General features: G+C 69.0%; 10 protein-coding genes and 1 tRNA gene. 2 read left to right on the top strand and 9 right to left on the bottom strand.

The features are described from left to right. Nucleotides 1-20: 20 nt before the first annotated feature. Complete coding sequence (locus DW298_RS17640; protein ID WP_136043768.1) at nucleotides 21-2,477, bottom strand: tetratricopeptide repeat protein; 2,457 nt, start codon at nucleotides 2,475-2,477, stop codon at nucleotides 21-23. A 144-nt stretch (nucleotides 2,478-2,621) separates the two neighbouring features. Here DW298_RS17640 and DW298_RS17635 point away from each other — a divergent pair, with 144 nt between their 5' ends. Beyond that, complete coding sequence (locus DW298_RS17635) at nucleotides 2,622-3,119, top strand: hypothetical protein (protein WP_136043767.1); 498 nt, start codon at nucleotides 2,622-2,624, stop codon at nucleotides 3,117-3,119. A 23-nt stretch (nucleotides 3,120-3,142) separates the two neighbouring features. Beyond that, nucleotides 3,143-4,129, top strand: a complete 987-nt coding sequence (locus DW298_RS17630; protein ID WP_136043766.1) for a hypothetical protein — start codon at nucleotides 3,143-3,145, stop codon at nucleotides 4,127-4,129. Here DW298_RS17630 and DW298_RS17625 read toward each other — a convergent pair. The 8 genes from DW298_RS17625 to DW298_RS17590 form a co-directional block, all read right to left on the bottom strand. Next, the gene (locus tag DW298_RS17625) at nucleotides 4,095-5,108 is read right to left on the bottom strand and encodes a DNA topoisomerase IB (RefSeq protein WP_136043765.1); all 1,014 of its coding nucleotides are present in this window, start codon (nucleotides 5,106-5,108) and stop codon (nucleotides 4,095-4,097) included. The genes DW298_RS17630 and DW298_RS17625 overlap by 35 nt on opposite strands. Nucleotides 5,109-5,233: 125 nt before the next feature. After that, on the bottom strand, nucleotides 5,234-6,508 hold the full coding sequence (locus tag DW298_RS17620) for an MFS transporter (protein ID WP_240745201.1): 1,275 nt from the start codon (nucleotides 6,506-6,508) through the stop codon (nucleotides 5,234-5,236). A gap of 230 nt (nucleotides 6,509-6,738) precedes the next feature. Beyond that, nucleotides 6,739-6,810, bottom strand: a tRNA-Gln gene (locus DW298_RS17615). A gap of 98 nt (nucleotides 6,811-6,908) precedes the next feature. Next, nucleotides 6,909-8,414: a glutamate--tRNA ligase gene (gltX, locus tag DW298_RS17610; protein WP_136043763.1), complete on the bottom strand. Its 1,506-nt coding sequence runs from the start codon at nucleotides 8,412-8,414 to the stop codon at nucleotides 6,909-6,911. A gap of 53 nt (nucleotides 8,415-8,467) precedes the next feature. Continuing rightward, nucleotides 8,468-9,157, bottom strand: a complete 690-nt coding sequence (locus DW298_RS17605) for a class I SAM-dependent methyltransferase (protein WP_240745184.1) — start codon at nucleotides 9,155-9,157, stop codon at nucleotides 8,468-8,470. Between the two features lie 71 nt (nucleotides 9,158-9,228). Beyond that, entirely contained in the window at nucleotides 9,229-10,488 is a 1,260-nt protein-coding gene (locus DW298_RS17600; RefSeq protein WP_136043761.1) for an MFS transporter, read from the bottom strand. Next, a complete protein-coding gene (locus DW298_RS17595) occupies nucleotides 10,485-11,261 on the bottom strand; it encodes a fumarylacetoacetate hydrolase family protein (protein ID WP_136043760.1) in 777 nt (258 codons plus the stop codon). The genes DW298_RS17600 and DW298_RS17595 overlap by 4 nt, the downstream gene beginning before the upstream one ends. 169 nt (nucleotides 11,262-11,430) lie before the next feature. Then, nucleotides 11,431-11,760: a hypothetical protein gene (locus DW298_RS17590; RefSeq protein ID WP_136043759.1), complete on the bottom strand. Its 330-nt coding sequence runs from the start codon at nucleotides 11,758-11,760 to the stop codon at nucleotides 11,431-11,433. Between the last annotated feature and the right edge of the window lie 563 nt (nucleotides 11,761-12,323).

Genomic DNA, 12,323 nt, shown 5'->3' with positions numbered 1-12,323 from the left:
GACCGCCCCACCTTCACACCTCAGGCACCGCGCAGGCGATGGCGGATCTCCGCGTAGAGCCGCGTCGAAGCCGCCGCGAGGATCTCAGCCGTCGCGTGATCGCCCCGCAGAGCCGCGATCGACGAGAGGACGGCGTCGCTGCGTGCCACCTCCGCCCGATCGCCGGTCGCCTCAGCGATGCTCCGCGCCTCCGCGGCGTGCCGCTCCGCGTCGTCCAGCAGGTGGTGGGCGGCCGTCGAGTCGCTCGCCGCAGCGCGCGCCAGGATCTCAGCCAGCGAGTTCGCCGCCTCGGTCGCGATCAACGGCGAGCCGGCGCGTTCGGCCTCGCGCAGCGTCCGTTCGGCGATGGATCGCGCGCTCACGAAGTCGCCGGCGCGGCCGTCCATCCGTGCTTCCAGCAGGTCGAGGTCCGCCGAGGTCGCGAACTCCCCCGCCGTCTGCAGCGCCTGTCTCGCTGTCGCGCACAGCTCGCGGGCACGCTCGTCGTCGCCCGTCGCCTCGGCCACCAGGGCCAGTGTCCTCCGCACGAACGGCAGCGAGTCGACGCTCGACTCGTCGAGCAGCTCCTGCAGCTCGTCGGCCGCGTCATCGAGCTGCCCCGTGGCCAGGAGGAGCAGCGGCAGGTTGCCGCGGACGACCGCGACGTTGAGGTCATCGCCCTCCTCCTGAGCCATCCTCAAGGCCACCGCGTAACGGTCGCGTGCCTCCGGGTAGCGGGCGAGTATGCGCAGCGTGTCGGCATGGTTGCCGGTCGCCCGCCCCTCCACGATCCGATCCCCCGCGGCCCGCGCATGACCGATAGCGACCTCGTACGAGCGCAGCGCCTCGTCGAGATGGCTCATCCACCGCTGGACGTTGCCGATCTGATTCCAGGTGCGTGCGAGTGACGCCCCGGTCGCGATGCGTCGCACCCGATGCAGAGTGATCAGCGCCTCATCCAGACGCCCCAGCTTCTCGGCGCAGTGCGCGACGCCCAGTGCGATCTCCGGCACGAGGTCGAGCCCCTCCCCGCGCGCTGCGAGGTCATGCAGACGCAGCGACTCGTTCCACAACGACCACCGCGAGAGCCCGGGGTGCGCCTCGATGGCGAGCTGTTCCACCGCGGAATCGGCGGCATGCTCTCGCGCTGCCGCCGCGACTGCCAGCACGGTCACGACCTCCCGCGCCGCATAGTCCGGATCCGAGCGGATCTTCGCCACCGCCGCAGCCGCCGCCTTCCGCACGAACGCCTGGCGCTCCGAGGACGGACGAAGCGAGCGCGATCTCTCCGCGGCGAATGCCAAGACGGTGGCATGGATGTACAGATGCCCGTCGCGGAGCTCCACGAGATGGCGGGCATGCAGGCGACGCAGATCCGCCTCGGCCGACGGACCGCCGGCCGCGAGCAGCACCTCGGCGTCGATGTCTCTGTCCAACAGCGCGGCGTCTGCGAGCAGATCAGCCTCGCTCTGCGACAACGAGCGGGTGGCGGCTTCGAGCACAGGACGGATCCGCGCATCACGCGGCTCGTGCTCGAAGCGCGACGCGAGATCCTGGAACGACCACCCCTCGTGCTCCCGGACGATCCCCGCGAGCATCACGAGGTCGAGCGGGAGACCACCCCCGACGGCCACGATGCGTCGGAGCGCGCCTGCACGGACGTCGACGTCCGAGCCGGCGAGCGGCTCCGTCCCCTCTTCCGGGATGAGATGCGAGAGGAGCCGTTGCGCGTCGGCATCCGTCATCGGCGGAACGACGACACGAGCGACGGTCAGGGTCAGTGGGCGCAGGCGCTGCTCGAGCTCGGCGAGGTCGACCCGGGAGGTGACGAGGAACCGCACCCCCGGGACGATCAGGGCCGCAAGGCGCCGTGCGTCACCCGCATCCTCGACGATCACGGTCGTGCCGCGAGCGACGAGCTGGAGAGTCTCGCGCAGCCGGGGCAACTCGTAGGGCAGCGAACGGACGCCGAGCGCACCCAGCATGCGTCTCATGATGTCGATGGGGTCGGCGTGCGGACGATCGGGTTCGGATTCGCGCAGCTGCACCGTGAGCACGGATTCCGTGCCGACCAGCGCGGAGGCGAAGGTGCTCTTCCCCGAGCCGGGCAGCCCGGTGAGAACGAGCACGTCCGCCGCGGGCACGGAGGCGAGCAGCGCTTCCCGACCGATCTCCGCACCGGGAGAGTTCCGCGCAGCGTGCGCGACCTCGATGTGCACTCCCGACCGCTCGCCGTTGAGCACGCGCGCCGTCTCGCGCCAGAGCTCGGAATCGGTCTCCTCGCCGCCGAGGGCTCGGACGATGTCTCCGACGAGCCGATCGTCGACCCGTCTCCTGCCAGGACGGAAACAGTCGTAGACCGTGACCTTCGCCGGTTCCGCTCCCCCGCGCAGCCGTCCGATACGCCGGGCGATCTCCGCGTACGAGGGGGATCCGGCATCCGTACGCATCCGCCCCAGCCCGGCGCAGAGCTCATCGAGGGTGCGCGGGGCGGGCATGAGTCGAGCCTATGGCAGGCTGCGGCGGCATCTGCGCGGAGCTTCGTTCGGACTCGTTCGGGGTCCGACGGCGCCTCGACGCCGGCGCCTAGGCTCGCTCGACGGAGAGGCCGCCCGACCTCCCGGACAAGGAGAGACTCCCTCATGACGACACGCGCAGAGATCGCCGCGAAGCTCGACGACTTCGCGTTCCAGAAGGTGAACTTCGGCGGGTTCCTGATGAACAAGCGCGCGAAGAACTCGCACGCGCTCTGGACCCGAACCTCCGACAAGGGGGTCACGGAGTTGACCATCCTCACCACGCGGGACTTCGGCGAGGGCAACGTGTACGACGTCGCCGCGTTCACCCTCGACGGAACGGTTCCCGCCGACGTCGTCGCCGAGCTCCGGCAGGAGGCGGAGAGTCTCACCGACCGGATCAATCTCCGCGAGCACGGGTATGTGTACACGTGCCTCGAGCCGTGGGACGGCGGGGGCACCATCTGGATCTCGAAGAAGCCGGAGTTCCGCGCATTGAGCCGCATCGATCAGGGCATCTACGTCGTCCCGATCCAGCGTCTCAACGGGCTGAACGAACCCCGCTGGCTCGCCTGGGCACGCGAGAAGGGCCAACTGAACATCGCCATCGTCTACAAGCCCTGACGGTGCTCGCGCACTCGGACCCGATGCCCGCCCCGCACGCAGGAACCCGCGTGCGGGGCGGCGTCCGACTGATCACCGCGTCGGCGGCCTACCTGGCGATCGCCGGCAGCGTCGCCTTCTATCTGCTGCCGGTCGGGTTCGGGCTCGACGGCGCCGCCCTGCTGCTCGCTCAGCTGGGGACGATCATCGCGGGCGCCGCACTCGTCGCCACCTCGGCCTTCACGATCGTGCAGCATCGGCGGCGACGCGCCAACCTCGAAGCCATCGCGCACACGCTCGGGTGGACATACCGCGCAGACGTCGGCGACCGAATCTGGGGCGGATCCATCGATGAGCAGATAGACCGCGGGAGCAGGACCGCCCAGGATCATCTCGATGCTCTCCACACCGATCTCCCGTTCGACAGCGTCGAGCGCATCTTCGTCGTCGGCGATCGAGAGGGAGCGACGACACACACCGCGCGAGCGGTGCGCATCCCCCTCCCCGCGGAAGCGCCGAGGATCACGCTCCGTTCGCGACGGGGAGGCGGAGCGCTCAGCGTGCTTCCGCGGCGTCCGACCGGCCGCTCGCAGCTGCGGCTGGAGGGCGACTTCAGCGACGTGTTCGAGGTGTCCGTCCCGCACGGCTATGAGACCGACGCGCTTTATGTGCTCACCCCCGACCTGATGGCGATCCTCCTCGATGAGAGCGCCGACCTCGATCTGGAGATCGTCGACCGCACGCTGCACCTGTACCTTCCCGCGGTCGATCTCACGGATGAGATCGAGCTCCGCAGGTTCCTCACCGTGATCGCCGCGCTGCACGATCGGTTCGGACGGCGGACGCTGCTGTACCGCGATGGGGCCGCTGAACCTCTCGATCCGCAGTCCTACCGCCGCGAAGGCGACACCCTCACCGAGCGCGCCCGGACCGTGGACACCCGCGTGGGGTGGTGGCCGGTGATCGCCGCGGTGGTCACGCCACTCATCCCGATGCTCATCGCGGTCGTCTGGCTGCAGCTCGCCGGGTGACCTTCTTCGAGATCTCCGGTCCACCCAGGAGCCGTCGGATGGCCGTCTCCGGCGTCACCGAAAGGTCCAGCGTGCGTCCGCGTGCGTACTGGCGGAAGACCCGTGGATCGATGTAGCTGCCGCGCGCGACGGCGGTCGTGTTCCCGAGCGCGGTCGCAGCTGCCTGCACGGCGAGCCGCTCAGCCTGGTCCCGATCCTTGCGCCGGTCGAGCTCGCCGATCCGCGCCAGTGCATCGGCTGCGATGACGGTTCCGTGCAGGGTCCGGAAGTCCTTGGCGGTGAAAGACGCCCCCGTCACCTCGCGAAGATACGAGTTGACCTCGGCCGGAGTGATGCGCACGCGGCGGCGACCGCGTCGATAGGCCAGTAGGAAAGCCGCCGACTTCCCCGCCGCGAAATCGGTCAGCGCATCGGCGAGGGATTCGTCGGTGATCTCGATCGAGGCGGTTCGGCCGCTCTTCGCGGGGAAGGACAACGCCACGTCGCTGCCGGACACGCGCACGTCGCGCCGGCGGAGCGTCGTGAGCCCACGGCTGCCGTGCCGCACGAGGTATCGCTCGGAGCCGATGCGGAGCGCCGCGTCGTCGAGCAGGCGGAAGGCGATCGCCAGAGCGCGCTCCTTGGTCTGTCCCTCCTCCTTGAGCGCCCTCGTAACCTGAGCTCTGGCGCTGGGAAGCGCGGCGGCGAGGTCGAGCGCCCGCACGAACTTGCGACGGTCACGACTCACGCGCCACAGCGGGTGATACAGGTACTGCTTGCGCCCCGCGCCGTCGATCCCCACCGCCTGGATGTGCGCGAGCGGGTCCGCCGCGATCCACACGTCGTGCCACGCGGGCGGGATGACCAGATCGCTGATGCGTTCGCGGTCCGCCTCGGGTGCGGTCTCGCCTGCGGGGTCGACATAGCGGAAGCCCGACCCCGAGCGAACCCGCCGGAACCCCGGATCCTCATCCGGTGCGACTCGAACCAGTCTGGCCATCCGTGTTCCTCCCCTGATCTCGTCTCCGTCGAGGATGCAGGTCCCGGCAAGACAGCGGTAGGGAGTGGCGTCGCACGCCCCGCCGTGCTATCCGATATCGGGGCTGAACGCGGCGATCGGCATCGTCAGGAGCGAACTGACGATGAATCTTCGGCCGCGGCGTCGGTGACGGATACACCGTTCGCCGCAGGAGTGACGGATCGCTCGAGCACGAGCGCCAGCACTCCGATCGCGAGGCTCCCCGCGATCATCACGCCGATGAACCACTCGTCCAGGCCGCCGCCGAGCATCACACCGGCGACGAGCGGACCCGAGATGGCACCCGCTTGGAAGGCAGCGGAGTTGATGGCGTTGTACCGGCCCCGCGTGCGGTCCGAGGCGAGATCGTTGTAGATGGCGGGGATCGTGGGCTGCATCATCGTCTCGACGAACGCGAAGATGCCCATGAAGGCGATCACACCGATCGCCGCCGCGAGTGAGCCGGGGAGAAACCCCGTGGCGCCCAGCACCACCCAAGACAGCGCCCAGACGAGCGCCATGAACTGCATGACCCTGGTGCGTCTCTTGCCGGAGATGAGTGCGAGAACGGCGAACTGCAACAGCACGATCACCGCGGTGTTCACGGCGAAGGCCAGACCCACGACCTGGGTCGAGACTTCCGAGACCTGTCGGGCGAACGCGGGCAGCCCGGCCTCCATCTGCCCGTAGCCGATGAAGATCGCGAGGAACGTGAGAAGCGTGAGCCACAGGACAGCAGGTCGGCGCAGGATCTCGCGATAGCCGCCGACCGGGGGCGCGCCGACCTCGGCCTCATGCTGTGTCCGCACGCGCCGCAGCGGTCCTAGCAGCAGCGCGAGGGGGATCAAGCTGGTCGCGGCATCGACCAGGAAGATCGTCGTGAACGTCGAAGGGTCGGTGACGTCGACGAAGAAGCCGCCGATGATCCCGCCCACGCCGATACCCAGATTGACGAGCGCGAAGTTGACTCCGAAGTATTGTTGGCGCACCTCTCCGTCGACCACGGAGGCGATGAGGGCATTGAATCCGGGCCATGAGACCCCGAAATTCACTCCGATGAGCATCACCGCGACGGCGGCGACGACCGGATGGGTCGCATACGCCAGCAGCGTGCAGCCGGCGATCATCGACAGGAGGCCCACGACCAAGACGCGACGTGCACCGAACCGGTCGATGAGTGTTCCACCGGGGCCCGTCACGATGAGGCCGGTGATCGCGATGAGACTCATCAGCGCACCCGAGACTCCGAGATCGAAGCCGCGTACCTCGTGGAAGTAGATGATGGTGAACGGCAGCGTCATCCCGCGTCCGAGCGTCTGGATCGCCGCGGTCGACAGCAGCCACCGCCCCTCGGTGGGCAAGGCGCTCCAGAAGCTCTTCATTCCGATCACCTCGACATTCTTCCGGATGCCGGGGACATCGCCGACCAGGGCGTCAACGTCCTCCGCCGAAACGGCTGCTCGCCACGGCATCGACGGAGCCCTCGGCGCCCAGTTCCTGCGCCCGCATGATCGAAGAACCGCTGCAGCTGCTCATGTGACGCCGCCCCGCGCCAAGAGAACCGTCCTCCGGAAACGACGAAACCCCCGCCTGAGCGGGGGTTTTCGTCTTGCTGGGGTACCTGGACTCGAACCAAGAATAACGGAACCAGAAACCGTCGTGTTGCCAATTACACCATACCCCAAGGGCGAAACCGGAGCCTCGCACCGAGAATCAAGCCTACCCGAGCGGCGGCCGAACACCAAAACCACCGGCGTCTGCTGCCGCTCGGGCGCGTCGCGCTCAGCTTCCGAGGAACGCCGACAGAGAGCGCAGACGACGCAGCGACTCCTCCTTGCCGAGCAGCTCCATCGATTCGAACAGCGGCGGCGAGATCCGACGGCCGGTGATGGCGACGCGGGGCGGACCGTACGCGACGCGCGGCTTGAGCTCGAGCTGCTCGACGAGCGCGGTCGCCAACGCCTCCTGGATCTTCTCGGGCGTGAACTCCTCCACCGGCTCGAGAGCGGTGACACACGCATCGAGAACCTCGGCGGCATTCGCCGGCAGACCCTTGAGGGCGTCTTCGGCGTAGGACACCTCGTCCTCGAACAGGAAGCCGACCATGCCGGGGACCTCGCCCAGCAGTTGCACGCGCTCCTGCACGAGCGGTGCCACACGGAAGGCTATCACCAGCTGCTCGTGCGTGGGCTCGTCGAAGAGGCCGGCTGCGGCGAGGTACGGGATCGTGCGCTCGGCGAAGTCCTTCTCCCCGAGCATCCGGATGTGGTCGCCGTTGATCGACTCGGCCTTCTTCTGGTCGAAGCGGGCCGGGTTCGGGTTCACGTTCACGATGTCGAATGCCGCCGTGAACTCGTCCAGCGAGAAGACGTCGCGGTCGGGGCCGATCGACCAGCCGAGCAGCGCGAGGTAGTTGAGCAGCCCCTCCGGAATGAAACCGCGGTCGCGGTGCAGGAACAGGTCGGCCTGCGGGTCGCGCTTGGAGAGCTTCTTGTTTCCGGTCTCACCGAGCACGAGCGGCATGTGGGCGAAGCGCGGCACGAACGTCGTGACACCGGCCTCGATCAGCGCCGCATACAGCGAGAGCTGGCGTGCGGTGGAGGGCATGAGATCCTCGCCGCGCAGCACGTGGGTGATGCCCATGAGCGCGTCGTCGACGGGGTTCACGAACGTGTACAGCGGCACGCCGTTCGGTCGCACGACCACGAAGTCGGGGAACGAACCGGCGGGGAAGGTGACCTCGCCGCGGATGAGGTCGACGTAGGTGAGGTCCTCGTCCGGCACGCGCAGTCGCAGCGCGGGCTGACGCCCCTCGGCGCGGAACGCCGCCTTCTGCTCGTCGGTGAGGTCGCGATCGAAGTTGTCGTAACCGAGCTGCTTGGCACGGCCGGCGGCCTCGTTGCGGGCGTCGATCTCCTCCGCGGTGGAGTAGCTCTCGTACAGCGCTCCGGTGGCGATGAGCTTGTCGATCACGCCGCGGTAGATGTCGTGGCGCTCGGACTGCCGGTAGGGAGCATGCGGCCCTCCCACCTCGACACCCTCATCCCAGTCGATCTTGAGCCAGGTGAGCGCGTCGACGAGCTGACGGAAGCTCTCCTCGCTGTCGCGGGCGGCATCGGTGTCCTCGATGCGGAACACCATCTTCCCGCCGTTGTGGCGTGCGTACGCCCAGTTGTAGAGCGCCGTGCGGACCATGCCGACGTGCGGCAGTCCGGTCGGCGATGGGCAGAAGCGGACGCGGACGTCGGCACCACTGACAGTCGTGGTGAGGGGGTGAGGGGTAGCCATAGCCCTTCGATTCTACGGGGGCGGGGTCGTCTCCGCTGGCGGGTGGTGGGCGCTCAGCCGGCCGTCGCCACGGCTATCGCTGCCCGGTGCTCGAGGGGCAGAACACCACCCGTGCGCCGCTCCTCGATGACGAGGTCGAACGCCGCGCGGAATCGTCGACGATCCCCCGCATTCAGTCCGGTGTATAGAGCGCCCGCACCGGCCACTCCGCCTTCGACCGAGAGCCAGAGCGCATCGGGCTCCGCGTTCCAGGTCCAAACATGCTCGGCGACGGTGACGCGCTCCAGGCCCGCCTCCCGCAGCATCCGCGCGAATCCGTCTGCCGTCCGCTCGAAGTCCTCAGCGCCGGAGAGCTTCGCGCCGGCGAACGGCTCCACCCCGGCGCGTTCCGTGATCTCGGCCCAGAACCACGACGGCGAGAGCGTCCACGTCGTCGCGACCACGGCGCCACGGCTCACGCGCCGCAGCCCGGCTGCCGATCTCCGCGGAGATGCGACGTGATTCAGGACGAAGTTCGCGACGACCACGTCGAACGCGCCGTCCTCGAACGGCAGATCCGGGAGTGCCCCGCTGACCGTGTCGACCTGCGGATGGCGGCGCCGCGACACTGCACGCATCGATGCCTCGGGCTCGCACGACCGGACGATCCAGCCCGCATCTGCCCAGGCAGCAGCGAGCCTGCCGTCGCCCGCACCGACATCGAGCAGGCTGCGGCCGGCGGGCGCGCCGAGTGCGCGTTGCATCGTCGAGAAGGTCCCCGCGCAGAGGTCCGCGTACGAGGCGGAGAAGGCCTCGCCGACTCCGACCCAGTCCTTCATCGGGTGCCGGAGCGGGCCAGCGGAGAAAGCGCGACGATCGCGATGACCAGAATGGACGCCGCCACGCCGAGCCCCGCATATTGGAAGTTCGCCAGCACGACCCCTGCCAGCACTGATCCTGCTGCCGCGGACAGGCTCATCAGCGAGTCACTGCGCCCCTGCCGACGGGTGCGCAGCTCGGGCGCCGAAGCCTCGGTGAGCAGTGCGGCGCCGGCGACCGTCGCCGCACTCCATCCCAGCCCCAGCAGGATGAGCGCGACTATGACGCCCCATGCCTCCGTGCCGGTGAACACCGCGAAAGCCAGTGCGCCGGCGAGCAGCGCCTGCCCCAGCAGCACCACGCGCAGCCGCCCCCAGCGGTCGGCCAGCACGCCGAACACCGGCGACAGGGCATACATGCCTCCGACATGCAGGGCGATCGTGATCCCCACGAGCGCGGACACATCCGCCGGGGTGGCCGCCATGCCGTGCGCACCGTGCGCCATGTGCGACAGGTGCACCGGCGTCATCGCCATCACGGATGCCATCACCACGTGGGATCCGGCGACCGCGAAGATCGCGTAGCGGGCCACGCGAGGACGGTCGAGCACCACCGCTCCGGTCGTCGCCGCGGCCACCTTGGCGAGGCGCTGCGCTGCCAGCAGCGGATCCGGTCGGAGCGCGACGATGTACAGCACCAGAGCCGCGCACTGCGCGACGAACGAGAAGAGATAGGAGCCGGTCTGCGGCGGCATGCCCACCGCCTGCCCCACGATCTCTCCGGGTCCGAGGAGCAGAGGCCCGGCGACGCCGCCGATGGTCGTCGACCAGACGACGATCGAGAGATCACGGCCCCGGTGCTGCGGAGCTGCCAGGTCGGTCGCCGCGAATCGGGACTGTAGGTTGCCCGCATTTCCGGCGCCGATCATCAGGATGCCGGCGAGCAGCAGGGGGAAGACGCGCAGGGAAGCGGCGAGGATGACGACGGCGATGCCGACCAGCGCGAAGAGATTGCCGAGGGTGAGCGCGCGCCGACGTCCGACGCGCGCAGCGAGCCGTGCGAGCGGGATCGCGCACGCCGCCGCCCCCAGCGTGACCGACGCCGTCGCCAGGCCGGAAAGGGCATCGTTCCCCGAGATGTCCGCGGCCAGGAGCGCGCCGAGTGAGACCGTGGCCCCGAAGGCGATGCCGCCGAGAACCTGCCCGAACGACAGCACCAGCACGGTGCGTCGCTGGACCGCCGTCTGCTGCGCCGCCGTCAGGGCGACATCACTCATGGCGCGGGGACGGCGTCGCGCGCGGTGTTGCGCAGGATGCCCAGCCCGGAGATCTCGACCTCGACCACATCGCCCGCCTCGAACGCGCCGACTCCGGCCGGGGTGCCGGTCATGATGACGTCACCGGGCAGCAGCGTGAAGACAGCGGACGCGTACTCGATGATCGCCGGCACCGAGTGGATCATGTCGGTGAGCGGCGCGTGCTGTCGCACCTCGCCGTTCACCCGCGTCTCGATCGTGGCGTTCGCCGGGTCGAAGTCGGTCTCGATCACGGGTCCGAGGGGACAGAACGTGTCGAAGCCCTTCGCGCGGGACCACTGGCCGTCTTTGCGCTGCAGGTCACGAGCAGTCACGTCGTTTCCGATCGTGTAGCCCAGCACGTAGTCGAGCGCGTTCTCGGCTTTCACGTTCTTCGCGATCTTCCCGATCACGACGACGAGCTCGCCCTCGTACTCGGTACGCTCCGAAAGGGTCGGGCGCACGATCGCGTCGCCGGGACCGATCACGGAGGTGTTGGGCTTCAGGAAGAGCAGCGGCTCCTCGGGAGCGACTCCCCCCATCTCCGCCGCGTGATCGTGATAGTTCTTGCCGACGCAGACCACCTTCGACCGTGGGATCACCGGGGCGAGCAGAGCAGCATCCGCGAGCGGTACACGCGCGCCGGTGGTCTCGTACCCGGTGAACATCGGGTCTCCGGCGAGCACCACGAGCTCGCGCTCGTCGATGATCCCGTACATGATGGCTTCGTCGTGGCTGAACCGGGCGATCTTCATGGCATCCAGCCTAGCGAGCGCTCCCGCTTCCCCTCGCGGTCCCGCTCCCCCTCGCGCTCCCCGCCCCCTCCCGCTTCTTCTGTCGAGACCCCGTGTTGACGCCGAGGCCCCGTGTTTCAGACGACGGTAGGTCGGGGCTTCGACGCGAACCCGGGGTGTCGGCGCGCACTCACCCCGGCGGACGGATGCCGAACGCGGCAAGCCGCGCGCCGAGAGCCTCCGCCGTCCGGATGTGCGCCCCGCCCCAGCGAACGACCCGCCACCCGGTGACCCCGCGGATGTCGTCCTCACGACGCTTCTCCGCGAGGACGGCGTCCACGGGCGTGGGCGCGAGCCGCAGGTCCGACTCGAGGTATTTGCCCTCACCGTCGAACTCGCCGAATGCGCGGGAGCGGCGGAATCCGAAGTCTGCGAAACAATCCGCTCCGGCTGCGCCCACGATCGGCACCTGAAGCTCGATGTCTCGGAACCCGAGCCGGTGGAGTTGAAGTCTGCTCACGCTCTCGCCCGGCAATTGTGCCCGACAGTCCGCGAAGTCCCCCACCCATCTGGCTCGCCGAACACCACGCAACCCCGCGGCGCACCTCCCTCGGAAATCATCTCGCCAGGCGGAGTCGGCCTCGAGGTCGATGTCATGCCCCCGTATCGAGACGAGCCGAAGAGCAGCATCCGCCGCGGCGACCGCGGCCTCAGGTCGAAGCACTCGGGCGACGTCGAAGAGCGTGCGCGCAAGGGACGTGCAGAGCATTCCGTGGTGCCGCACGATGTCCCCGGTGTCGAGCGATATGGCGTGACGCGCGACCCCCGACTCGGTGCGGCTGTGGCGACGACCCCGGATGACTGTGTGGACGACGTCACTGACCGGTCCGACCAACGGCAGACCCCACAGTGCCGCGGCGGAGGCGTGCGAGAACACCGGACCGTCACCTGGGCTCGCCCGCCGGACGGCGACAAGGTGAACCAGCTGCCGTCCCTCCGGCCACAGGTCCTCCCAGGCGGCACTCTCGATGTAATGCCCTCGGTGGACACGGCGCAGTGCACCGCGGTCGACCGCGTCCCGCA

The organism is Microbacterium sp. A20 (genome assembly GCF_004794515.1).
In the GTDB taxonomy this organism is placed as follows: Bacteria; Actinomycetota; Actinomycetes; order Actinomycetales; family Microbacteriaceae; genus Microbacterium.
Note: the sequence above shows the minus strand (reverse complement) of the source record. Positions and strands in the feature narration are given on the sequence as shown.

Bases quoted from the DNA above. Each gene is read 5' to 3' on its own strand.
- DW298_RS17640 (WP_136043768.1), bottom strand. From the start codon at position 2,477: ATGCCCGCCCCGCGCACCCTCGATGAGCTCTGCGCCGGGCTGGGGCGG.
- DW298_RS17635 (WP_136043767.1), top strand. From the start codon at position 2,622: ATGACGACACGCGCAGAGATCGCCGCGAAGCTCGACGACTTCGCGTTC.
- DW298_RS17630 (WP_136043766.1), top strand. From the start codon at position 3,143: ATGCCCGCCCCGCACGCAGGAACCCGCGTGCGGGGCGGCGTCCGACTG.
- DW298_RS17625 (WP_136043765.1), bottom strand. From the start codon at position 5,108: ATGGCCAGACTGGTTCGAGTCGCACCGGATGAGGATCCGGGGTTCCGG.
- DW298_RS17620 (WP_240745201.1), bottom strand. From the start codon at position 6,508: ATGAAGAGCTTCTGGAGCGCCTTGCCCACCGAGGGGCGGTGGCTGCTG.
- gltX (WP_136043763.1), bottom strand. From the start codon at position 8,414: ATGGCTACCCCTCACCCCCTCACCACGACTGTCAGTGGTGCCGACGTC.
- DW298_RS17605 (WP_240745184.1), bottom strand. From the start codon at position 9,157: ATGCAACGCGCACTCGGCGCGCCCGCCGGCCGCAGCCTGCTCGATGTC.
- DW298_RS17600 (WP_136043761.1), bottom strand. From the start codon at position 10,488: ATGAGTGATGTCGCCCTGACGGCGGCGCAGCAGACGGCGGTCCAGCGA.
- DW298_RS17595 (WP_136043760.1), bottom strand. From the start codon at position 11,261: ATGAAGATCGCCCGGTTCAGCCACGACGAAGCCATCATGTACGGGATC.